This window comes from Xylanibacter ruminicola Ga6B6 (assembly GCF_000687715.1).
GTDB lineage: Bacteria > Bacteroidota > Bacteroidia > Bacteroidales > Bacteroidaceae > Prevotella > Prevotella ruminicola_B.
The window spans coordinates 42,835-65,796 of sequence record NZ_JHXD01000019.1; the positions used below are offsets into that span (position 1 = coordinate 42,835).

Annotated in this window: 19 protein-coding genes; 17 read left to right on the forward strand and 2 right to left on the reverse strand. The window is 46.2% G+C overall.

The features are described from left to right. Positions 1-4 precede the first annotated feature (4 nt). From T500_RS0111330 to T500_RS0111360, 7 genes are read left to right on the forward strand one after another with little or no spacing between them, the layout of a single operon-like run. The gene (locus tag T500_RS0111330) at positions 5-988 is read left to right on the forward strand and encodes an ROK family protein (RefSeq protein WP_028908205.1); all 984 of its coding nucleotides are present in this window, start codon (positions 5-7) and stop codon (positions 986-988) included. Between the two features lie 40 nt (positions 989-1,028). Next, a complete protein-coding gene (locus T500_RS0111335; protein WP_028908206.1) occupies positions 1,029-1,442 on the forward strand; it encodes a PaaI family thioesterase in 414 nt (137 codons plus the stop codon). After that, positions 1,442-2,482 carry an isochorismate synthase gene (locus tag T500_RS0111340; RefSeq protein WP_028908207.1) on the forward strand — a complete coding sequence of 347 codons (1,041 nt, stop codon included), beginning with the start codon at positions 1,442-1,444 and terminating at the stop codon, positions 2,480-2,482. The genes T500_RS0111335 and T500_RS0111340 overlap by 1 nt, the downstream gene beginning before the upstream one ends. Further along, positions 2,469-4,160: a 2-succinyl-5-enolpyruvyl-6-hydroxy-3-cyclohexene-1-carboxylic-acid synthase gene (gene menD, locus T500_RS0111345; RefSeq protein WP_028908208.1), complete on the forward strand. Its 1,692-nt coding sequence runs from the start codon at positions 2,469-2,471 to the stop codon at positions 4,158-4,160. Before T500_RS0111340 ends, menD begins: the two co-directional genes overlap by 14 nt. Continuing rightward, positions 4,129-4,980, forward strand: a complete 852-nt coding sequence (menB, locus tag T500_RS0111350) for a 1,4-dihydroxy-2-naphthoyl-CoA synthase (RefSeq protein WP_028908209.1) — start codon at positions 4,129-4,131, stop codon at positions 4,978-4,980. Before menD ends, menB begins: the two co-directional genes overlap by 32 nt. A gap of 54 nt (positions 4,981-5,034) precedes the next feature. After that, positions 5,035-6,063 carry an o-succinylbenzoate synthase gene (gene menC / locus T500_RS0111355; protein ID WP_230580898.1) on the forward strand — a complete coding sequence of 343 codons (1,029 nt, stop codon included), beginning with the start codon at positions 5,035-5,037 and terminating at the stop codon, positions 6,061-6,063. Then, entirely contained in the window at positions 6,051-7,016 is a 966-nt protein-coding gene (locus T500_RS0111360; protein WP_028908211.1) for an AMP-binding protein, read from the forward strand. Before menC ends, T500_RS0111360 begins: the two co-directional genes overlap by 13 nt. Positions 7,017-7,146: 130 nt before the next feature. Here T500_RS0111360 and aroB read toward each other — a convergent pair whose 3' ends face one another. Next, complete coding sequence (gene aroB / locus T500_RS0111365; protein ID WP_028908212.1) at positions 7,147-8,196, reverse strand: 3-dehydroquinate synthase; 1,050 nt, start codon at positions 8,194-8,196, stop codon at positions 7,147-7,149. A gap of 156 nt (positions 8,197-8,352) precedes the next feature. Here aroB and T500_RS0111370 point away from each other — a divergent pair, with 156 nt between their 5' ends. The 3 genes from T500_RS0111370 (at position 8,353) to guaA (ending at position 13,723) form a co-directional block, all read left to right on the forward strand. Then, positions 8,353-11,307, forward strand: a complete 2,955-nt coding sequence (locus T500_RS0111370; RefSeq protein WP_028908213.1) for a TonB-dependent receptor — start codon at positions 8,353-8,355, stop codon at positions 11,305-11,307. Between the two features lie 103 nt (positions 11,308-11,410). Next, the gene (locus tag T500_RS0111375) at positions 11,411-12,112 is read left to right on the forward strand and encodes a nucleotidyltransferase family protein (RefSeq protein ID WP_028908214.1); all 702 of its coding nucleotides are present in this window, start codon (positions 11,411-11,413) and stop codon (positions 12,110-12,112) included. Between the two features lie 6 nt (positions 12,113-12,118). Next, positions 12,119-13,723, forward strand: coding sequence for a glutamine-hydrolyzing GMP synthase (gene guaA, locus T500_RS0111380; protein ID WP_028908215.1), 1,605 nt, complete (start codon positions 12,119-12,121; stop codon positions 13,721-13,723). A 40-nt stretch (positions 13,724-13,763) separates the two neighbouring features. Here guaA and mscL read toward each other — a convergent pair whose 3' ends face one another. Beyond that, positions 13,764-14,162 (reverse strand): large-conductance mechanosensitive channel protein MscL, encoded by a 399-nt coding sequence (gene mscL, locus T500_RS0111385; RefSeq protein WP_028908216.1) that lies wholly within the window; start codon positions 14,160-14,162, stop codon positions 13,764-13,766. Between the two features lie 259 nt (positions 14,163-14,421). On the opposite strand from mscL, the gene gap reads away from it, so the two are divergent. From gap to T500_RS0111420, 7 genes are all read left to right on the forward strand, one after another. Further along, positions 14,422-15,447 carry a type I glyceraldehyde-3-phosphate dehydrogenase gene (gap, locus tag T500_RS0111390; protein ID WP_013063865.1) on the forward strand — a complete coding sequence of 342 codons (1,026 nt, stop codon included), beginning with the start codon at positions 14,422-14,424 and terminating at the stop codon, positions 15,445-15,447. Between the two features lie 112 nt (positions 15,448-15,559). Next, positions 15,560-16,612 (forward strand): hypothetical protein, encoded by a 1,053-nt coding sequence (locus tag T500_RS0111395; protein ID WP_155267523.1) that lies wholly within the window; start codon positions 15,560-15,562, stop codon positions 16,610-16,612. Between the two features lie 221 nt (positions 16,613-16,833). Further along, positions 16,834-17,391, forward strand: a complete 558-nt coding sequence (locus tag T500_RS0111400; protein WP_028908218.1) for an outer membrane beta-barrel protein — start codon at positions 16,834-16,836, stop codon at positions 17,389-17,391. 292 nt (positions 17,392-17,683) lie between these two features. Further along, positions 17,684-18,739, forward strand: coding sequence for a Wzz/FepE/Etk N-terminal domain-containing protein (locus T500_RS0111405; RefSeq protein WP_028908219.1), 1,056 nt, complete (start codon positions 17,684-17,686; stop codon positions 18,737-18,739). Between the two features lie 12 nt (positions 18,740-18,751). Further along, positions 18,752-20,716, forward strand: a complete 1,965-nt coding sequence (locus tag T500_RS16485; protein ID WP_080694873.1) for an O-antigen polymerase — start codon at positions 18,752-18,754, stop codon at positions 20,714-20,716. An 11-nt stretch (positions 20,717-20,727) separates the two neighbouring features. Further along, entirely contained in the window at positions 20,728-22,059 is a 1,332-nt protein-coding gene (locus T500_RS0111415; RefSeq protein ID WP_036909009.1) for an MATE family efflux transporter, read from the forward strand. Further along, entirely contained in the window at positions 22,047-22,955 is a 909-nt protein-coding gene (locus T500_RS0111420) for a glycosyltransferase (protein ID WP_028908221.1), read from the forward strand. The genes T500_RS0111415 and T500_RS0111420 overlap by 13 nt, the downstream gene beginning before the upstream one ends. The last annotated feature ends 7 nt before the right edge of the window (positions 22,956-22,962 follow it).

Here is a 22,962-nt window from a genome sequence, read left to right on the forward strand (position 1 = left end):
ATCTATGGAGGAGTACAAGATTAAAACGAAAGTTGTAGGTGTTGACATCAGTAATGAGAGTACAACCTATGCCATTGTGGACATCCGCGGTAATATTATCGCTGAGGAATCGTTCCTTACATGCGGCTATTCGGATGTGAACAACTTTGTGACTGCCTTAAGCGATAAGATTGTGAATCTGGTTGAGGCTAATGGCGGTTACGAAACCATTCGTTCCATCGGTGTTAGTTCGCCCAGTGCCAGCTCGGTTTCGGGCTGTATAGAGAATGCAGCCAACCTGCCTTGGAAGGGTATCGTGCCCCTGAGTGCTATGCTGCGCGACCGCATTGGCTTGGCTGTAGGCTTGTCGAACGATGCCCACGTGAGTGCTCTTGGCGAGTTTACCTTTGGCTGTGCCCATGGAATGAAGAATTTCATTATTCTCAGTCTGGGTGTTGGCATAGGCAGCTGTTTCTTCTCGGCAGGCGACGATCATACTGGTCATAATGGTTATGCTGGCGAGTTTGGACATACCTGTATAGTTAATAAAAACGGTCGTGCTTGTGGTTGTGGTCATACTGGCTGCTTGGAGTCGTACGTTGGTGCCGCAGGTATTGTGAATACTGCCAAGGAACTGATGGCCGAGAGCGATGCACCTACACTGATGCGCAATCTGGAGAAGTTATCACCACGTACCATCAAGGAGTGCTGTGATCAGGGCGACGAGATGGCTATCGAGGTGTACCGCCGTACGGGTGAGATGTTAGGTTTGGGCTTGGCCAACTATGCATCGCTTGTTGACCCTGAGGCCATCATCCTGACGGGTGGTATCTCGCATGCTGGTAAATGGTTGCTCGAACCAACCTGCCAGGCGTTCGAGGAGCATGTATTTGGAAATTTGCGAGGCAAGGTAAAGATTCTTGTTTCGAAACTTGAAGATAGAGAACGCGATGTGCTGGGCGCCAGTGCCCTGGCCTGGAGTGTACCAGAGTACTCGCTGTTTAAATAAAATGTAAAAATTCAAAAATTTAAGAATTAAAAAATTCAGAGTGAACGTAGAAAAGATAGTAGAGATTATTAACGCAAAGCCGAATTTAAGTACAGCCCTCGGGATGGAATTTATTTCTACTCCTGAGGTTGATACTTGTTTGGCGAAAATGAAAGTTGATGAGCGAAATCGCCAGCCATTCGGCTTTTTGAGTGGTGGCGCTTCGTTGGCTCTGGCCGAGAATGTGGCCGGGGTGGCATCGTCGGCTCTCTGTCCAGGATGCGCCTGTGTGGGCATCGAGGTTACCGGGAGTCATGTGAAAGCTGTGGCTGAAGGCGACACGGTAACTGCCTTCGCAAAGATGTTGCACAAGGGAAAGACGCTGCACGTGTGGAATGTGGATATCAAGGACACGGCAGGCGATCTGATATCAAATGTGCGAGTTACTAACTATGTTATTAAGCAGAAGAAATAATGTCAGCATACGCTATTTACAGATTACCCCATGAAGACCACGCCACACTGATTACGCAATCGGTAGGTGAGCCCATGGAATTGCATTCGCTGACAGAGTTGAATGGTAAACAGGGTTTTGTTGTGGCCCCCTTCGAGGTGAAGGCCGACCAGCCCGTGGTTTTGATACAAGGAAAAACAGAGACGATTGCTTTGAGCAACGAGCAACTAACTGCTGATGACGGTAAAAACAGGTTGCCAAGCGATATGTCGAACTATTATAAGGTTGACTTTGCGAACTATCACTCGCAGTTAGAGGCTGATAAGTTCCGCAAGATTGTGTTGGCGCGATGTGCCGATGAACAGATGCCCAAAGGTGTAAAACCTATCGATTTGTTCTATCGTGCCTGCCAGCTTTACCCCCGCTTGTTTATCGCACTGGTAGAGACAGAGAAGAGTGGGTGCTGGTTAACTGCCACGCCAGAGATCCTGTTGGATGGACATGGGGCCGATTGGCGAACCATCGCCTTGGCAGGAACCATGAAACTGGAAGGCGACCAGCTGGATGGCGAGGGCGAAACGCTGACCTGGAGCACCAAGAATATTCAGGAGCAGCGTATTGTGGCCACCTATATCACCGAGTGCCTGGAGCAGTTTACAGGTGATTTCCGTGAGGAGGGACCACGCACGGTGCGAGCCGCTAACCTGGTACACCTGCGTAGCGACTTTACCTTTAAGTTGGCCGACAACAATAAAATTGGCGATTTGTTACAGGCCTTGCATCCTACACCTGCCGTGTGCGGACTGCCTAAGCGCGAGGCCTTTAAGTTTATAGTAAAGAACGAGCATACCCCACGCAGATACTACAGTGGGTTTATGGGACCTGTTGCACAGGAGGATACCCATCTCTATGTGTCGCTAAGATGTATGAACATCGATGGCGATGTGTGTCATCTCTATGCTGGCGGCGGACTGTTGAAAGACAGCGTCGAAGAGCAGGAGTGGTTGGAAACTGAAGCGAAAATGGAAACAATGAAAAAACTATTATATGTACAGCAGTAAGCAGAACGTAAATATCCTGACCAGCCTGTTGGTGGCTCATGGAGTAAGATTTGCAGTGGTTTGTCCTGGTAGCCGTAACTCAGCTATCGTACACAACCTGAACGAGTGCCCTGATATCGAGTGCTATCCTGTAACTGATGAACGCAGTGCAGGTTTCTATGCCCTGGGTATCGCACAGGTAGTTCATCGTCCCGTAGCCGTATGCGTAACCAGTGGTACGGCCTTGCTGAACTTAGCACCAGCAGTGGCCGAGGCTTATTATCAGCACATGCCATTGGTGGTTATCTCGGCTGATCGTCCTGCACAATGGATTGATCAGTTGGATGGTCAGACGCTACCTCAGCCCGATGCCTTGGGTCGCTTTGTGAAGAAGGCTGTGAACCTGCCCGAGGTGTATAACGATGAGATGCACTGGTACTGTAACCGTTTGGTTAACGAGGCCATGAACGAGACACGCCACCATGGTTGTGGTCCTGTACATATCAATGTGCCTATCTCTGAGCCCCTGTTCGAGTATAATGTCGAAGAGTTGCCTCAGGAGCGTGTTATCCAGCTGCTCACCCCTCGTAGCAATGCGGCTTTGATATCGTTGGAGTGTGCCGGGCAGTTTGCTGCAGCTAAGAAACCTATGGTGGTGATTGGTCAGATGTCTACCGAAGACCTGATTCCTCAGGAGCTGTTCATGCTGTCGCAGTGTGCTGTGGTGGTTCACGAGGCACTGAGTGTAGGTAAGGGTGGCACCAATTTCGATGAGGTGATACACGTGCTGGGTGATAACCCCGCTTACCAGCCCGACTTTGTGCTGTACTTAGGCGATACGCTGGTTAGCAAACGTATCAAGAAATGGTTGCGTGGTCTGAAGGATTGTCATATCTGGGCTGTTACCGAGGATGGTAGTATCCACGATACATCGATGCAGCTGTATGGTGTGATTGAGGGTAGTCCTGCCGATGTGATCGAGGACTTGGTGAACGCCATCAAGTTCAAGGCCATCAGTTCTACTGCTACCTTTAAGGCCCGTTGGGATCAGGCCACCCGTTTGGCTGCCTATCGTGCCATGAAGTTCGAACCCGAGTATTCGCAGATGGCTGCTATCAAGTATCTGGAGGATAAACTGGGTAAGGCCTTCTATCGCTATATCCATTATGGCAACAGCAGTCCTATCCGTTTTGCCAACCTCTTTGCCAAGCATTATGTGTTCTGTAACCGTGGTGTGAATGGTATCGAAGGCTCGCTATCTACAGCTGCTGGCAGCTCGATAGTGACTGGCGACGAGAAGGTGCTGTGCGTGCTGGGTGATCTGAGTTTCTTCTACGATCAGAATGCCCTGTGGAATCAGAACCTGAATGGCAACCTGCATATCATTGTGCTGAATAATGGCAAGGGTGGTATCTTTAACATGCTGAAGGGCTTGGAGCAGAGTCCTGTTCGCGATAGCTTTATCTCGGGCGCACATCAGACGACAGCCCAGGGCATCTGTAAGCAGAACAATATCCGTTATATGAAGGCCACCAATATGGAGGAGATGCAGCAGTGTGTCGACACCTTATTAAATAAGAAATCTACTCGTCCTGTACTGCTCGAGATATTTACCGATGCCGATGAGGATGAGCGTGTAGCAAAAACATATTATCAAATTTTGAAAAATGAGAAACTGGCAAACGATAAGAGAGTTTAAGGAGATTTTGTTTGAGGAGTATAATGGTATCGCCAAGATTACCATTAATCGTCCACGCTATCGCAATGCCTTCACCCCCAAGACCACTTGGGAGTTGAGTCAGGCTTTTGCTATGTGTCGCGAGATGCAGGATATCAGTGTGGTATTGTTGACAGGTGCCATGAGCGAGGTGCCCGAGGGTAAGACTCTGGCCGATGTGAAGCATGCTTTCTGCTCTGGTGGCGACATGCATGTAAAGGGTCGTGGTGGCTATGTTGATGAAGAGGGTGTGCCCCGTTTGAGCGTGCTCGATGTGCAGATGCAGATTCGCAGGCTGCCCAAGCCTGTAATTGCGATGGTGAATGGTTATGCCATTGGAGGTGGTCATGTGCTGCACCTGGTGTGCGACCTGACGATTGCTTCGGAGAATGCTATCTTTGGTCAGACTGGTCCTAAGGTAGGTTCGTTCGATGCTGGTTTTGGTTCGTCGTACCTGGCTCGTATCGTTGGTCAGAAGAAGGCTCGCGAGATATGGTTCCTGTGTCGTCAGTACACTGCCAAGGAGGCCGAGGAGATGGGTATGGTGAACAAGGTGGTGCCTATCGAGCGTCTGGAGGACGAGTGTGTAGAGTGGGCCGAGATTATGATGGAACGTTCGCCACTGGCTCTGCGTATGATCAAGGCTGGACTGAATGCCGAGTTGGATGGTCAGGCTGGTATCCAGGAGTTGGCAGGCGATTGCACCATGCTGTATTACTTCCTGGATGAGGCTCAGGAGGGTGGTAAGGCTTTCCTTGAAAAACGTAAGCCTGATTTCAAAAAATATCCGAAGATGCCTTGATTTATTAGGCACGGATTAACACGGCCTTTTTATAAAAGGACACGGCCTTTATTAATGAAGATAATTATGCGATTTGAGATAGAAAAGAAAATATTGCATTTTAAACAACCCGCGGGGACTTCTCGCGGGGTTTATTTAACCCGCAAGCTGTGGCTGATTCATCTGAGTGATGGCGATAAGCATGGCGTGGGTGAGTGTGCACCGTTGCCCGATTTGAGTTGCGATGCGATGCCTGATGAGGATTATGAGGCTTTGCTGAAGCGTGCTTGTGAACGTTTCTGTGAAACGGGCGAGATAGATTATGATGCCCTGCGCGATTATCCTTCGATGCTGTTCGGCTTGGAAACGGCCAAGCTGAATCTGCAGAAAGGCGAAAAACTCTTCGATACCGCTTTTGCCCGTGGCGAAGTGGGCATCCCCATCAACGGATTGGTGTGGATGGGCAACTACGAGGAGATGCTGCAGCGTATGGAGGAGAAACTGAAATTGGGCTTCCGCTGTGTCAAACTGAAGATTGGTGCCATCGACTTTGAGAAGGAGTTTGACTTGGTGAAACGTATCCGCGATCGCTTCTCGCATCACGAGGTGGAGTTGCGACTGGATGCCAATGGTGGCTTTACTTACGACGAGGCGCTGTATAAACTCGAACTCCTGTCGCAATACAATATCCATTCTATCGAGCAACCCATCAAACAAGGACAGTGGGCTTATATGGCTGAACTCTGCAGGGAGTCACCCCTGCCCATCGCCCTCGATGAGGAGCTGATAGGCGTGAACGATGCAGAGATGAAGCGTCACATGCTCGAGATCATCAAACCCCGTTATATCATCCTCAAACCCTCGTTGCATGGTGGCATGATGGGCAGTAAGGAGTGGATTGATATCGCTAAGAGCTTGGGTATCGGCTCGTGGATTACCTCGGCCCTTGAGAGTAATATCGGCTTGAATGCCATCGCCCAGTTTGCTTCGAGTGTGTATGGCGATCATATCAGCATGCCACAGGGCTTGGGCACTGGTCAGCTGTTTACAGATAACATCGAAATGCCCCTCACCATTCAAGGCGATCAACTATGGCGTTTATAGACGAGTGGAATAATGATTCGGAGTACGTTGAGGTAAAGACATCGGGTAGTACTGGTGAGCCTAAACGTATGTTGGTGGAGAAGCGCAGAATGCTGAATTCTGCCCGCATAACCTGTGACTTTTTGGGACTGAAGGCTGGCGATACGGCGCTGCTGTGCATGAGTACTGATTATATTGCTGGTAAGATGATGGTGGTGCGCTCGATTGAGCGCGGCCTCAAATTAATTGAGGTGCCCCCCTGTGGCCACCCACTAAATAATTCTCAATTATCAATTGTAAATTGTCAATTGGATTTCGCTGCCATGGTGCCCATGCAGGTGTACAACTCGTTGCAGGTGCCTGAGGAGAAAGAGCGATTGATGGCTATCCGGCACCTGATTATTGGTGGTGGTGCTATCGACGAGGCGATGGAGGCCGAGTTGCGTACCTTTCCCCATGCCGTGTGGAGCACCTATGGTATGACGGAGACACTCTCGCATATCGCCCTGCGACGTATCAGCGGCCCCGAAGCTTCTGAGTGGTACATGCCTTTTCCCGCTGTGAAGCTGAGTACTACCGACGAAGGTTGTCTGGTGATTGATGCTCCTGAGGTCTGTGCCCAGACACTGACCACCAACGATATTGTGGAACTGAAGTCCGATGGAAGATTCCGCATCCGTGGTCGTAAGGATAATGTGATTTGTTCGGGTGGTATCAAGATACAGATCGAGGAGGTTGAGCAAACTTTAAAAAAGTACATGCGCGTACCTTATATTATAAGTAAGCGTAAGGACGAGAAGTTTGGCGAGATAGTGGTGCTGTTGACAGAGGGTGATACAGTCGAGGCCCAGACTATCTGCGAGCAGGTGCTACCAAAGTACCATCAACCTAAAGTTTACTTGCACGTAAACCAAATTCCGCTTACCGAAACAGGCAAACCTGCCCGAAAAAAAATCCTCGACCTTGTTTTTTAGATAAAAAGAACATAAGAACAAAAGGGGCTAAAAAGTGAATAGGACTACTCTCGCGAGCAGTCCTACTCTGATTAGTTAGTAATATGATTAGGTCTATTAAGTTGAATTGGTTTGTATTAAGTCACCAGCATCAGCTTTCTCTATAAAAGTCGAATGCCTCATAGATTTCTTCCTTCGTAGCAGTCTGGTCGATAAGGATATCGCCTACACCTCCCAGCAGTGTGAAGTTTATGATGCCTGCTATATTCTTCTTGTCGTGCGTCATCAGCTCCAACAGGGTGGGGTAATCATCGCACGTGATGTTCATCTTTCCGTAGTGATCCAATATGAATCTTACCGTCTGGCGCATCTTGTCAGTGGGGAATCCCGTCTTAATGGCGCTCAGGTACAGCTCTACTATCAGTCCCCATGCCACAGCATAGCCATGCAATACGGGCTTGTGCTTCAGGGCGAACGATTCGAACGCATGTCCAGCGGTATGACCTAAGTTCAATGCCTTGCGGATGCCCTTCTCGGTGGGGTCTTCAGTTACGATACGTTGTTTAACAGCTACCGATTCGGCCACCATACGCTTTAACTGAACCAGATCAGGGTGCTCGATATCGAACGAGAGCAACTCGCCCAGCATCTTTGCATCGTTAATCAGTCCGTGTTTCAGCATCTCGGCATAACCCGACAGCATGTTTTCAGTATCCAGGGTTTTCAGAAATTCAGTGTCCAGTATCACGCTCTTGGCATTGTTAAACACGCCAATCTCGTTTTTCAGGCCTAGGAAGTTGATGCCTGTCTTACCACCTACCGATGCGTCAACCATCGAGAGCAGGGTAGTGGGGATGTTAATGTAGTTTATGCCGCGCTTAAAAGTTGAAGCCGCAAAACCACCTAAGTCGGTTACCATGCCACCGCCTATATTTATTAATAAGGTGTGACGTGTAGCACCGCCCTCGCTCAAGTCGTGCCATACATGACTCAGCGAAGCCAGATTCTTATGCGTATCAGTAGCCTCGATCACGATGCGTTTAGCGCCTGCCATGCTATCGAACTGCTCGATGACTGGCAGACAGCACTCAGCAGTGGTCTCGTCGGCCAGGACGAAAACCTTATCGTGTTCACACTCTGCTATAGCTTCAGCGAGTGTACGATCCAGCTGGTCTGATATGACAACTTTCTGTAGGCTCATTGTTTGGTGCCGTAGTTGACTTTTTAATTTTTATTGAGTGCAAAGATAACATTATTTTTTTAAAACGTAACAAATTAAACAAAAAAATAGCCTGTAGGTTAAACTTTTTTTTCGAAAAGGCGTCAAACTTTCAAAAAAACGTAGAAAAAAGTAGCAATGAGAAGATTATTACTATTCATGATGGCCGTATCTTTTACGGTATTGTCAGTACACGCACAACGCGTGGTTACAGGTAAAGTGATTGAGCAGGATACGCAGGATGCAGTTATTCAGGCCACCGCTTCTATTCTCTCAGGCGAGAAGGTTGTGGCTAATGGTGTAACCAACACCGATGGAGCTTTCCGTGTTACAGCCCCCAACGATGGTACTTATACCTTGAAGATTACTTATGTGGGCTTTAAGACCTACACCAAGAAGATTACCTTGAAGGATGGTAAGGGTTACAATGCCGGTACCATTTCGCTGAGTCCCGATGCTATTATGCTGAAGGGTGCCACTGTTACAGCACGCGCCTCGAAGGTGACACTGAAGGCCGACACCTTTGTATATAATGCTGCCGCCTTCCGTACCCCCGAGGGTTCGGTAGTTGAGGAGCTGGTTAAGCGTCTGCCAGGTGCCGAGGTGAGCGACGATGGTACTATTAAGATTAATGGTAAGGAGGTGAAGAAGATTCTGGTAGATGGTAAGGAGTTCATGACTGGCGATACCAAGACTGCCATGAAGAACCTGCCTACCAATATCATCGACCGCATTAAGGCTTATGATAAGCAGAGCGATCTGGCCCGTGTATCAGGTATCGAGGATGGCGAAGAGGAGACTGTGCTCGACTTTGGTATCAAGCAGGGTATGAACAAGGGCTTTATGATGAATGCCGACCTTGCCGCTGGTACCAAGAACCGTTATGCAGGCCGTATCTTTGGTGGTATTATGAATAGCGATATGAAGGTGTTCCTGATGACCAATGCCAATAACACCAACGATATGGGATTCCCCGGTGGTGGCGGTGGTGGCCGTTTTGGTGGTGGTCGCCAGGGGCTTACTGCTAATAAGATGACTGGTATCAACCTGAACTACGAAAATACCGGCAAACTGGTGCTGGATGGTAGTGTACGTTGGAACCACAGCGATGGCGATGCCCTCTCGAAGGTAACTCGCATGACCATGTTTGGTGCCACCAACTCGCAGTATGGTAACAGTCTTACGCAGAACTACACCCGTTCTAACAACTGGAATGCCCAGATGCGTTTGGAGTGGACGCCCGACTCGATGACCAACATCATGTTCCGCCCAAACTTCCGTTACAACTCTCAGGATGGCGATAACGAGGGTGCCGAGGCTACCTTTACTGCTAACCCATTCGATAATAAGAGCATTATCAGCCCGCTCGACCAGTTGGATGAGCTGAAGGATATCTTGCAGAATGATCGTACGCAGAAAAGCGTGTCTTACAGCGATTCAAAGAATGTGAGTGGTATGTTGCAGTTCAACCGTCGTCTCAGCAACACCGGTCGTAACATCACCGTTCAGCTGAATGCAGGTTGGAGTGATGGTACCAGCAAATCGGCTTCTAACAGTTTGATTAATTATTATAATCTGGGTATTATTACCGGTGATTCAATCAACAATCGCTATTCTATCACCCCCACCAAGAACTGGAACTATAGTGCACGCATCACCTATAGCGAGCCTATTCTGCCTCGCACCTACTTGCAGTTCAGCTATCAGTACCAGTACCGTTTCCAAAAGAGCGATCGTGGTACCTACGATTTCAGTAAGATTGATCCAGTAGCTGCTTGGAATGGTGGTTATCGCTCATGGGATGAGTATCTGGGCCAGTTCGGCCGTATCACTTCGCTCGCTCCTTATCGCGATGATAGCCAGAGCCGCTATTCGGAATACCAGAACTATATCCATACAGCTGAGATGATGCTGCGCATCGTTCGCAACTCTTATACCTTTAATATTGGTGTACAGATGGTGCCTCAGAAGTCGCACTTTATTCAGGACTACAAGGGTATCCATGCCGATACCACCCGCACTGTTACCAACTTTGCACCAACCATGGACTTCCGTTGGAAGAAGTCGCAGACAGGTCAGTTGCGCTTCACCTATCGTGCCAACACCTCGCAGCCCTCTATGAGCGATCTGCTGGATATCGTAGATAACAGCGACCCCTTGAACATTACACGAGGTAACCCTGGCTTGAAGCCTTCGTTCCGTCAGAATTTCCAGCTGTTCTACAACGATTACTTCCAGAAGCACCAGCGTGCTGTGATGACATTCGTAAACTTCTCTACCACTGCTAACTCTATCGCCAACAAGGTAACCCTGTTGGAAGGTGGTGGCCGTATGAGCCGTCCTGAGAACGTGAATGGTAACTGGAATGCCAACGTGGGCTTTATGTTCAACACCGCTATCGACTCGGCTGGCTACTTTAACGTGAATACATTTACTAACTTTGGATACAACCACAACGTAGGTTTTGTTAATGATGGTGTGAGCGATGCCAAGGCTGTTACCAAGTCGCAGACCATCATGGAGCGTCTGGCCTTCAGCTATCGTAACGACTGGTTGGAGGTTGAGCTCAACGGATCGCTGAACTACAACCGCAACCGTAGCGAGCTGCAAACCAACAACAACCTGGATACCTGGCAGTTCACCTATGGTGGTATGATTGGCGTGACAGCTCCTTGGGGCACATCGCTTACCACCAACCTGAACATGCAGAGCCGTCGTGGTTACTACGATGCCTCGATGAACACCAACGAGCTTATCTGGAATGCTCAGCTCTCGCAGAGCTTCCTCAAGGGTAAACCCCTTACCATCTCGCTGCAGCTGTACGACATCCTGCACCAGCAGAGCACACTGTCGAGCACAGTCACAGCTATGATGCGTAACGATACACAGTACAACGCCGTTACCAGCTATGGCATGGTTCACGTCATCTATCGTCTGAACCTGTTTGGTGGTAAGGCTGGTCGTCAGGGTGGCTTTGGTGGCCCTGGTGGTCCTGGTGGCCGTGGTGGACGTGGCGGCTTTGGCGGCGGTCCTCGTGGCGGTATGGGCGGAGGTCGTCCTGGTGGCGGCTTTGGTGGCCCACGTATGTTCTAACTAACTTATTAACGGAATTGCTCCAAAATTTTTTGGGGCAATTTCTTTTTTATCTCCCAAAAAAGTGCTACCTTTGCACCCCAAATAAAGCATAGTGCGCCGAATGAAGCAAGCGATGATATTTGCCGCAGGGCTTGGCACTCGTCTCAAGCCACTAACCGACACCATGCCTAAGGCACTGGTGAGGGTAGGGGGGCAGCCGCTCATTTGGCATGTAATACAAAAACTTAAAGCCTCTGGTTATGAGCGCATTGTGGTAAATGTTCACCACTTTGCCTATCAGATTGTAACCTATCTCGAGGAAAATCATAACTTTGGTTTGGATATCCGTATCAGCGACGAAACCAGTGCGCTGCTCGAAACAGGTGGTGGCATCAAGAAGGCGTTGCCTTTGTTCGATGCCAACGAGCCTATCCTGATTCATAATGTGGATATCCTGAGCAATCTCGATCTCGAGGCGCTACCTATGGATGCGCCCCTGCTGGTAGTGAGCGAGCGCCAGACCAAGCGTTATCTGATGTTCGACGACGAGATGCGCCTGCATGGCTGGACTAACATCGAAACAGGTCAGGTTAAGGGCGAAAAAGCTGATAAGCTATTAGCTTTTTCGGGCATCCACGTGTTCCACCCGTCACTCGTGCCATTGTTAGACGAGTGGCCCGAGCGCTTTCCCATTATGGACTTTTATCTCAAGGCCTGTGGCACCCACCTGATCCGTGGTTACGAGGCTAAGGATTTGCGCCTGCTTGATGTGGGTAAGCTTGATACCCTCGACAACGCTGAAAAATTTATCAAATCATTATAGTTTTATATGACACAGAAGATTATTATTCTCGATTTCGGTTCGCAAACCACGCAGCTTATCGGCCGCCGTGTGCGCGAGCTGGACACCTTCTGCGAGATTATGCCCTACAACAAATTCCCGAAGGACGATCCCTCGGTGATTGGTGTAATTCTGAGTGGTTCGCCCTACTCGGTACACGATCCTGAGGCTTTCAAGGTCGACCTGTTGCAGTTTGTAGGTCGTGTGCCTGTGCTGGGTATCTGCTATGGTGCTCAGTTCATCAGTCACACCCTGGGTGGTAAGGTCGAAAAGGCCGACTCTCGCGAGTATGGACGTGCCAACCTTGAGACTGTCGACACCACGAACCCTCTGTTCAAAGGTTTCGAGCAGCATTCTCAGGTATGGATGAGCCATGGCGACACCATCACCTCAATCCCTGAGGGTTTCGAGGTTATTGGTTCTACTAAGGACGTTAAGAACGCTGCATTCTGGCGCGATGGCGTATGGGCTGTTCAGTTCCATCCCGAGGTGTTCCACACCCTGCAGGGTACACAGCTCCTGAAGAACTTCGTAGTTGATATCTGTGGCAGTAAGCAGGAGTGGAGTGCCGCTTCGTTCGTCGATTCTACAGTAGCCGAGCTCAAGGCTCAGCTGGGCGACGACCGTGTGATCCTCGGCCTCTCAGGTGGTGTTGATTCATCTGTTGCTGCTGTACTGCTCAACAAGGCCATTGGCAATCGCCTTACCTGTATCTTTGTTGATCATGGTATGCTGCGTAAGAACGAGTTCAACCAGGTGATGGACGACTACAAGGTGCTGGGCCTGAACGTAATTGGTGTTGATGCCAGCGCTAAGTTCTTTGCCGATCTGTCTGGTGTTACCGATCCAGAGCAGAAGCGCAAGATTATTGGTCGCGACTTCGTCGAGGTGTTCAATGCCGAGGCCAAGAAGATTACCGATGCCAAGTGGCTGGCTCAGGGTACTATCTACCCCGACCGTATCGAGAGTTTGAATATTACAGGTAAGGTCATCAAGAGCCACCACAACGTAGGCGGTCTGCCAAAGGAGATGCACTTGCAGCTTTGCGAGCCCCTGCAGTGGTTGTTCAAGGACGAGGTTCGTCGTGTAGGTCGCCAGTTGGGCATGCCCGAGCACTTGATTACCCGTCACCCCTTCCCTGGTCCTGGCTTGGCTGTTCGTATCCTGGGCGATATCACTCCTGAGAAGGTACGTATCCTGCAGGATGCCGACGATATCTATATCCGCGGTCTGCGCGATTACAAGGTAAAACTGAGTGGCGAAGAGGCCCGCAAGGTGCTGGCTGCCGGTATCCCTGCTGATATGAAGGATGGCGAGATCGAGGTTTCGCTCTACGATCAGATCTGGCAGGCAGGTGCCATCCTGCTCTCTACTGTTCGCAGTGTAGGTGTGATGGGCGATGAGCGTACCTACGAGCATCCCGTTGCCCTGCGTGCTGTAACATCAACTGATGCGATGACTGCCGACTGGGCACATCTGCCTTACGACTTCATGGCTAAGGTAAGTAACGAGATTATTAATAAGGTACGTGGCGTAAACCGCGTTTGCTACGATATCTCGTCGAAACCACCCGCAACCATCGAGTGGGAGTAAGCAATAAAAAACCCCGCCAACTGGCGGGGCTTTTTATTGATTATTTATTTTTCAACAGATCTCTGATCTCAGCCAGCAGCTCTTCCTGCGTGGGACCCTTTGGAGCCTCGGGCTCTGGAGCAGGCTCTTCCTTCTTGCGGTTCAGCTTGTTAATGCCTTTCATCATCAGGAAGATACAGAATGCCACGATTACAAAATCTACCACGTTCTGTATAAACGTACCATACTTCAGCACAGCTGCGCCCTCGCCTTCGCCAATCTGGAAAGCCAGGCTGGTAAAATCTACATTGCCAGTAAACATACCTACAACAGGCATCAGCACATCGTCAACCAGCGAGCTTACAATCTTACCAAAGGCACCGCCAATGATAACACCCACTGCCATGTCCATCACATTGCCCTTAACGGCAAACTCCTTGAATTCTTTAATAAATCCCATAAGCTTTTAATTTTAAAGATTAATATGTTAATGTTCCAAGTTCAAATTGTAATCTGTATTTTGCAATCATTGGTTTTTTGCCGCCGATTTTTATACTTTTTACTTTTCAGTTTTCACTTTTCACTTTATTTTTAAGTGATTTATGCTGCAAATATAGGAATAATTTTGTAACTTTGCATCCGAAATCAAAAAAAAGTTCGTTTTTCGAGCTAAAAAAGTTAGTAATAATAGGTATAACCCATTTAAATAATTAAGTAAAATGACAAAAGTAGCAATTAACGGTTTTGGCCGTATTGGTCGTCTCGCATTCCGTCAGATGTTCGAGGCTGAAGGTTATGAAGTAGTAGCAATCAACGACTTGACAAGTCCTAAGATGCTCGCTCACCTGCTGAAGTACGATACCGCTCAGGGTGGTTTCTGCGGCAAGATTGGTGAGAACAAGCACACTGTAGAGGCTGGTGAGGATTACATCGTTGTTGATGGTCAGAAGATCACTATCTATGCTATTCCTAACGCTGCTGAGCTCCCTTGGGGTAAGCTGGATGTAGACGTTGTTCTGGAGTGCACAGGTTTCTACACATCTAAGGAGAAGGCATCTGCTCACCTCACTGCTGGTGCTAAGAAGGTTGTTATCTCTGCTCCTGCTGGTAACGATCTGCCTACTATCGTTTACAATGTAAACCACAAGACTCTGACTCCTGCTGACACTGTTATCAGCGCTGCTTCTTGTACAACAAACTGCCTGGCTCCTATGACAAAGGCTCTGAACGACCTCGCTCCAATCCAGAGCGGTATCATGACAACTGTTCACGCTTACACAGGTGACCAGATGATCCTCGACGGTCCTCAGCGCAAGGGTGATGTTCAGCGTGCTCGTGCTGGTGCTCAGAACATCGTTCCTAACTCAACTGGTGCCGCTAAGGCTATCGGTCTCGTAATTCCTGAGCTCAACGGTAAGCTCATCGGTGCTGCTCAGCGCGTTCCAACTCCAACTGGTTCTACAACTATCCTGCACGCTGTTGTTAAGGGTGATGTAACTGTTGAGAGCATCAACGCTGCCATGAAGGCTGCTGCCAACGAGAGCTTCGGTTACACTGAGGAGAAGCTCGTTTCTAGCGACATCATCGGTATGAAGTTCGGTTCACTCTTCGACGCTAACCAGACAATGGTAAGCAAGATGGAGGACGGCAACTCACTCGTACAGGTTGTTTCTTGGTACGACAATGAGAACTCTTACACTTCTCAGATGGTTCGTACTATCAAGTACCTCGCTGAGCTCAAATAAGATCAAATCTTAGTTTGACATATTTTAAGCCACTCGATTTTGTCGGGTGGCTTTTTTTGTGTACCTTTGCCATCGTAAATAACGTATTATTACAGTAAACCTAACGTAAAAAATGAAAAAGTTACTATTATCAGCTATGCTGTTCGCAGCGAGTGCTGGGATGATCAATGCCCAGACAGTTCAGAAACAAATTGTAGAAGAGGGAGGCACAGGCCCGTTTAAGTCCGAGGTGGTAGGCGATGCCTCCTGCCCAGGCTTCACTGTTTATCGCCCCCAGAACCTTCAGCAGGTGGTAGCCCAGAAAGGTGCCCTGCCAGTCATTGTCTATGCCAATGGCGCCTGCTTTAATAATAATGTAGAGATGCGCCTGCTGCTCAGCGAGGTAGCCTCGTATGGCTACGTGGCCGCTGCTATCGGTCCTTACGACGAGGCCGATGTCATGGCCCAGTGGCGTGGTGTGCTCAAGTCGGCCTATCCTGCCACCAAAGGCGAGGTAGTGATGGCCAATGGCGAGAAGATTCAGCCCCTCACCCCCGAGGAGATCAAGGCCCAGCAGGAAGAGCAGGCCAAGATGATGGCCCAGGCCACCAAGAAGGCCAAGAAGGCCGCCAAGCAGCCTGCTGCCCCTCAGTTCAGCACCTATCCCAAGATGCTGCTCGAGGTGCTCGATTGGCTTACCGAGCAGAATGCCGCTGCTGGTTCCGAGTATTACCATTGCTTGGATCTGCAGCGTGTAGCCGCCATGGGTCAGTCGTGTGGTGGCGCTCAGGTGCTTGCCATCGCCTACGATCCCCGTATCCGCACCTGCGTGATGCTTAACACCGGTATTGGCGACATGGAGATGATGGGAGCCACCAAGGAGTGCCTTAAGAACCTGCACACCCCAATGTTCTATATGATTGGTGGACCAGCCGATATCGCCTATGCCAACGCCCAGAAGGATTACGAGCGCATTGCCGACGATATCCCTGTAGTGATGCTCAACTCAAAGGATGGCCACAGCGGCACCTATTACGAGGCCCATGGTGGCAACTATGCCAAGGCCGTAGTAAAGTGGCTCGACTGGCAGCTCAAAGGCCAGGTAGGCCAGTCGGCCCTCTTCCTCGACGATGAGTACCTCAAGCTCAAATTCCCCGAGTGGCAAGGCGTCCGTAAGAACTTCTAATCCGTAGGGTTTTTCCTATACACAAAGGATTTTTACTATTTTTTTTAATTAGGCCGATTTTTGTGATTCTAGTCAACATTATCGGCCTAATTCGGCATTTCCTGCAAAACTTTTGCTTCAGATTAAAGTTTTCGCCGTACCTTTGCAGTGCATTTAGAATCAAAACAGGCGGTACTTTTGGGAGACCAAATGTTTATGTTTAATTATTAAAAAGAAAAGAAATGAAAAAGATTTTTATGACACTCGCAGCAGTGTGTGTAGCTGCAACAATGAATGCACAGGTTTACGTAGGTGGCGGTCTTGGTCTGGCTTCTACATCTCAGGATGGCAACACCAACACTAGCCTTAAGCTCATGCCCGAGATTGGTTACAACATCAACGATAGCTGGGCCATTGGTGTAGCTTTCGGATATGCCGAGAACGAGCAGAAGGTAAAAGCTGGCAATCTCACTGTATCAGCCAAGGACAAGGTATTCCAGATTAATCCTTACGCCCGTTACACCTTTGCTAAGTTTGATAAGGTAAACCTGTTCCTGGATGGTGGTTTAGATTATATCCACGAGGATCCCGCAGCTGGTAACAAGGTAAACACCTTTGGTCTGGGCATCAAGCCAGGAGTTGCTGTTAACCTGAACGATAAGCTCAGCTTCGTAGCTCACGTAGGCTTCGTGGGCTGGCAGAGCGAGAAGGAGGACTACGATGGCGCCAAGGCTGCTAACACCTTCGGTTTCGACCTGGATGGTTCTAACCTCAGCTTCGGTGTTTACTACAACTTCTAATAGTAAAACCTTAGTTTATATAAATCAAAAACAGATGGCTGCGCCCTTCCCGGTGCAGCCATTATTGTTTAGATTACCAAAGTTCTGCGAAAACTTTCATCTCAAACGTGCCTTAGTCATCGGTACCAATGGTATACCATTCAAAGAATTCTTCCTGATGAAATTAGAGGATTTTTTGTTATTTTGTCTCTTCAAACATTTTTTTTCTTTGATTCTTTGATATTTAGAAACATTTTTACTACATTTGCAACATAATAGAATTTATAGAAATGTCAAAAGAAAAAAAACGACTATGGAAAAGGAAAACAGAATAATCAATATCAACCTTCCGATGGTTGTCAGGATGCTTATTGCTGACAAACGTAAGATTATCATCTTTACATGTGTATCTGGTCTCGTAGGTTTGATTTTGGCTTTTTGTACACCTAAGATATACAAGTCAACAGTCATTTTGGCTCCAGAAGAATCTGGAGCAGGTTTTTCAGGCAGTCTGTCGTCATTGGCATCCATGGTAGGTATGAACATCAAAGTGGGCCAGACAGGTGATGCAATCTACCCTGAGATATACCCCGGTTTGATGTCATCCAACAATTTCATTGTTGACTTGTTTCCCGTTACCGTCACCAGAGATGAAACAGGTGAGCAGTATACTTATCAAGATTATTTGCAGCATCATCAGCGGGAGGCCTTTTACATTTATCCGGGAATTTGGATAAAAAAAATGATTGAAGGTTTAACATCTAAGCAATCCTCTGACATCCACAAGGTGAATCCGTTCCGTCTGACCAAGGATGAATACAAGATTGTCAAAGTAATAAAGAAAAGAATCAGCTGTTCCGTTGATAAGAAAACGAATGTTATTACGATAACCGTAGAAGACCGTGATCCGCTCATTGCTGCTACTATGGCAGACTCCGTTCAGGTACACCTGCAACATGCTATTACTAACTATCGCACAAAGAAAGCACGTATTGATCTCGAATATATGCAGCAGCTATTCGATGAAGCTAAGGAGCAATACAGACAAGCCCGTCAAGCATACGCTGCCTGTGCCGATTCCTATCAGAACGTAAAGCTCCAATCTTACGCCCAGAAGGTGAATGAACTTGAAAACGAGATGCAGTTGAAATTCACGATCTATCAGCAGATAAGTGAACAGCTGCATTTGGCCAAGGCGAAGGTACAGGAGCGCATACCTGCTTTTACCATTGTGCAGGGAGCTAGCGTCCCCGTCAAGTCCAGTAGTCTTCCAAAGGTAGTATCACTCTTTATATGGATGATACTTGGTTTCATGCTACGTATCAGCATGTTATTATGGAAAAACCGTCAACAGTTCATCAATATCTAAATACTGTTCATCTTGAAAAGACATCCCTATATCGTCACTACTGTTATAGCCACACTACTTGCCATTGTAGTATGGCTTTTGGTGCCTAAGGAATATACTGCTATTACCGAACTTAGTGATGAATACAAGGAGGTTGATTTAGCCATTGGACTTGATAAGATAAAAGCCCAAATCAAAAATGTTTCTGGTGGTGCAAACAAAGGCCTTGATAATATAGAAGTATATGCGAAAATCTTGAAAAGCAGAGATTTTGCCCGTTCCATATCCCAGTCAACAATTCCGGAAAAAAACGTGACGTATGGTGAGTATTTGAATGAAAAGGACACCATAGATGCCATTCTTGATCATATCAACTACAACCTAAATGTCAAACGTCAAACCCTCACTATCAGTTTTACAGATCGCGATCCTGTTATCGCTGCACAAATGTTAGACAGCGTAACAGCGCATCTGCAAACCACCATTACGGCCCAACGTCACCAAGTGGCTGAGGCTGCGCTGAAAAATGCCGTAGCCGAACTGGAGAGGGCGAACAGGGATTACCAGAACATAAGTAAAAGATACACCGCTTTTGTCGATTCTCATCATAACTCATCCACAGAGTTGGATATTCAGGAAGAAAAAGCATTAGAGAATGAATGTAAGCACTCCTATGATCACCTCAGAAATATCACTAACGAGTATGTCCGTCAGTTGGCACTAAAGCAACGTGCCTATATGTCGTTTGCTGTGATACAAAGCAATACAATTCCTTTAGAACCCAATAGTTCTTTTCTTGGATACCTTCTTAGTTTCTTTTTCATTGGGCTTCTTTTTTCGCATGGTCTTATCTGTTATAAAAGAAAAAAAAGGGTCTTTGAATTGACTGTATTAAGTGATTGTTTTTCACCTTGGAATCTCACTATCCTTATTTGGGCACTTATTTTGGGATTGTATTACATTTTAAACACACAATTATATCCAATTACTGAACAGTTTTATTACTGCCTAATCATTTGGGTCCCCATATTTTGCGTCTGTTCATATCTTTTTTATGAATTAACAGATTCTTCTAAATACAATAATAACAATGGATTTAATAAGAATGTCTTTTCATTCTTCTTAATTATCTCAATGATTATAACACCACTCTACGTATATCGCATTTTTCAGATCGTCTCCATGTTTAGTGCCGATGACCTTATGATGAACATTCGAATACTAGCAGTTTTTGGTGAAGGTCAAGGAATTCTCGGCCAGTCCATTATGCTTAATCAGGCTTTACTAGTTACCGCATTATGGGCATATCCCCGGATACCATTATGGCAGGTTATAATTTCTGCTATAGTATGTTGCTTGTCTGCATTCGCAATTATGGAAAAAGGTACACTGTTTTTCATCTTTATTTGTATAATATTTGTTTTGCATCATAAGAAAATAATCAAATTAAGGACTATTATTGTAGCAGGATTATTACTTGTCGTTTTTTTCTATGTGTTCACCATACAGCGCGGAGGTGATGACAATGGTTATTCTACCATTTCTGACTTTATTGCAATGTATGTTTTGTCGCCGCCTGTAGCTTTTTGCCAACTCTTGCCTGAAACAACGCCTCAATTTGGAGCAAATACATTTGGAACCATTTACCATTTTATGATTCGTTTTGGCATAAATGACGTTGTCGAAAAATTAAGGACTCAGGATGTTGTTATGGTACCTATTCCAACCAATGTTTATACAATTTTCCAACCTTTTTATATCGATTTTGGGTATAAAGGTATTGCATTTTTTTCTGCATTATATGGTATAATATGCGGTTTTCTATATCGTCTGTATAAAAACAATAACACTATCGGATGCTGTCTTTATACATTTGTTGTATACGTCTTAATTCTTCAGTTTTATCAAGAAAATATATTTTTTAACCTTGCTCCAGTTGTCGTATTTGCAGTTCTTGTATATTTGATGACTCAGCAACATATAAAAATCCAGTTCTGAATGATATAATAATGGAAGAGATAAATAATAAAAGGTCCAAACTAATACGTAATAATATCATACTTTCCTTCTTTACTAAAGGATGGTCTGCTATCGTATTGCTTATGATAGTTCCTGTAACGCTTAATTGTTTGGGAGAGTATAAAAACGGAGTGTGGTTGACAATCAGTAGCCTTCTTTTGTGGATTGAAAACATGGACATTGGATTAGGAAATGGTTTGAGAAACACACTTGCTATACATCTGGCACATAATGACATTCAGAAAGCAAAATCAGTCATATCATCAGCATATGCCATGCTGACATTGATTATGATACCTATTGCAATAGTATTGTTTGTTCTTATCAAGACGTATGACACATATATACTATTTAATGTATCCACAAACATTGTTACAAACCTTGATTCTTTGCTGATCGTTACGTCCCTTTTAGTTTGTACCTCCTTTATTTTCAAACTAATCGGTAATTTCTATATGGGCTTACAACTACCTGCTATCAGTAATCTTCTTATTGCATGTGGTCAAACACTGACTTTATTCTTAACTTATTTAGTGTATCTGTCAGGTAGCCATTCAATGATGCACATTGCACTTGCAAATACCCTTTCGCCCCTTATTGTGTATTTTGTAGCATACATTTATTCTTTTTATTACAAATATCCACATCTTCGACCAAGCATAAAGGTCGTTCATCTAAGGCAAGCAAAAGAAGTTATGGGTATTGGGGTGAAGTTTTTCGTTATCCAGATTTCTGGTGTTATTCTTTTTATGTCTTCAAATCTTCTGATTTCAAACTTGTTTACACCGTCAATGGTAACACCCTATCAAATCTGTTTCCGGTATTTTAGCCTGTTATTGGCCATTTTTACTGTTATTTGTATGCCCTATTGGACTGCGACAACAGACGCATACGAAAGGCACGACATGGAATGGATACGTAAGACAACAAAAAAGTTGGATATGATGATGCTGGCAATCTTTATTTGCATGATGATGATGATTGCCTGTTCAGATTACATATACTCCATCTGGATTGGAAACGATATTAGTATTGACAAAAAACTGAGTATTTCCATGGCTGTGTATGTTTTCATACTCATATATAGCGAGCGATACAGCTACATCATTAACGGATTCGGGATGCTTCGCCTACAGCTTATTTTTACCGTTGGAGCAGCCGTCCTTTTCATTCCACTGGCATACTTTGTCGTTAACTGGAAACATGACATCACATGGTTTGTTGCTGTAATGTGTTTGGTAAATATTCCAGGTATGATTGTAAATCGTATTCAGTTTTATAAAATAATCAATTCTCAAGCAAAAGGAATATGGAGCCGATAAAAGAAAAAGTATTAGTTTTGATGTCTACATATAATGGCGAACAATATCTTCAACAACAAATAGACAGTATCATTGCACAAAAGAATGTTGACGTGGAATTGATTGTCAGAGACGATGGCTCTACGGACAAAACAATTGATATCCTAAAAGATTATCAACATAAAGGATTATTATCATATTATGTGGGCGAAAACCTAAAACCCCAGTATAGCTTTTTACATTTGCTGAGCCATGCACCAGAATGCGATTATTATGCCTTTGCCGACCAGGATGACGTGTGGTTAGAAGACAAGTTGTCCTCAGGGATTAAGGAAATCAGCTCGTGTGGTAATCAACCAGCTTTATATGCATGTCAGACTCAGATGACCAATCAGTATTTGGAAAAGATACCGACTCCCCATCTTCACCCCCTTGGAACCTTTGGCGAATCACTCGTTTACGCTTATGCAAGTGGATGCACAATGATATTCAACAATGCTCTTAGAACTATTGTTACATCATATCAACCAACCTTTGTCGATATGCATGATTGGTGGATTGTAAGTATCGCTGCGGCCATGAAAGCACGTATAGTCTTTGACCATCATGCACATATTCTTTATCGCCAGCATTCAAAAAATGTCAAAGGACTTAATGAGACGAAGTTCAAGGAGTGGAAACAAAGAATACAACGATTACTTCACAAACAACAAATACGCTACCATAGTGCCTTAGAACTCCATAAAGGCTATTACACTCTATTCCCACAAGAAAGCAAAGACCTGATAGATTTGTTTGTTATATCAAAAAAAAGTTTCAGACACAGAATACATCTTCTTTTGGACTCACGCTACAAATGCGGAGATATAAAAACGTGGGTTCTTTTTAAACTATCCTTATTATTGAATACATATTAGGTCGCTT

Bases quoted from the DNA above. Each gene is read 5' to 3' on its own strand.
- T500_RS0111415 (WP_036909009.1), top strand. From the start codon at position 20,728: ATGGAAGAGATAAATAATAAAAGGTCCAAACTAATACGTAATAATATC.
- T500_RS0111370 (WP_028908213.1), top strand. From the start codon at position 8,353: ATGAGAAGATTATTACTATTCATGATGGCCGTATCTTTTACGGTATTG.
- T500_RS0111330 (WP_028908205.1), top strand. From the start codon at position 5: ATGGAGGAGTACAAGATTAAAACGAAAGTTGTAGGTGTTGACATCAGT.
- menB (WP_028908209.1), top strand. From the start codon at position 4,129: ATGAGAAACTGGCAAACGATAAGAGAGTTTAAGGAGATTTTGTTTGAG.
- T500_RS0111375 (WP_028908214.1), top strand. From the start codon at position 11,411: ATGAAGCAAGCGATGATATTTGCCGCAGGGCTTGGCACTCGTCTCAAG.
- T500_RS0111395 (WP_155267523.1), top strand. From the start codon at position 15,560: ATGAAAAAGTTACTATTATCAGCTATGCTGTTCGCAGCGAGTGCTGGG.
- T500_RS0111405 (WP_028908219.1), top strand. From the start codon at position 17,684: ATGGAAAAGGAAAACAGAATAATCAATATCAACCTTCCGATGGTTGTC.
- gap (WP_013063865.1), top strand. From the start codon at position 14,422: ATGACAAAAGTAGCAATTAACGGTTTTGGCCGTATTGGTCGTCTCGCA.
- T500_RS0111340 (WP_028908207.1), top strand. From the start codon at position 1,442: ATGTCAGCATACGCTATTTACAGATTACCCCATGAAGACCACGCCACA.
- aroB (WP_028908212.1), bottom strand. From the start codon at position 8,196: ATGAGCCTACAGAAAGTTGTCATATCAGACCAGCTGGATCGTACACTC.
- T500_RS0111420 (WP_028908221.1), top strand. From the start codon at position 22,047: ATGGAGCCGATAAAAGAAAAAGTATTAGTTTTGATGTCTACATATAAT.
- menD (WP_028908208.1), top strand. From the start codon at position 2,469: ATGTACAGCAGTAAGCAGAACGTAAATATCCTGACCAGCCTGTTGGTG.
- menC (WP_230580898.1), top strand. From the start codon at position 5,035: ATGAAGATAATTATGCGATTTGAGATAGAAAAGAAAATATTGCATTTT.
- T500_RS0111400 (WP_028908218.1), top strand. From the start codon at position 16,834: ATGAAAAAGATTTTTATGACACTCGCAGCAGTGTGTGTAGCTGCAACA.
- T500_RS0111360 (WP_028908211.1), top strand. From the start codon at position 6,051: ATGGCGTTTATAGACGAGTGGAATAATGATTCGGAGTACGTTGAGGTA.
- mscL (WP_028908216.1), bottom strand. From the start codon at position 14,162: ATGGGATTTATTAAAGAATTCAAGGAGTTTGCCGTTAAGGGCAATGTG.
- guaA (WP_028908215.1), top strand. From the start codon at position 12,119: ATGACACAGAAGATTATTATTCTCGATTTCGGTTCGCAAACCACGCAG.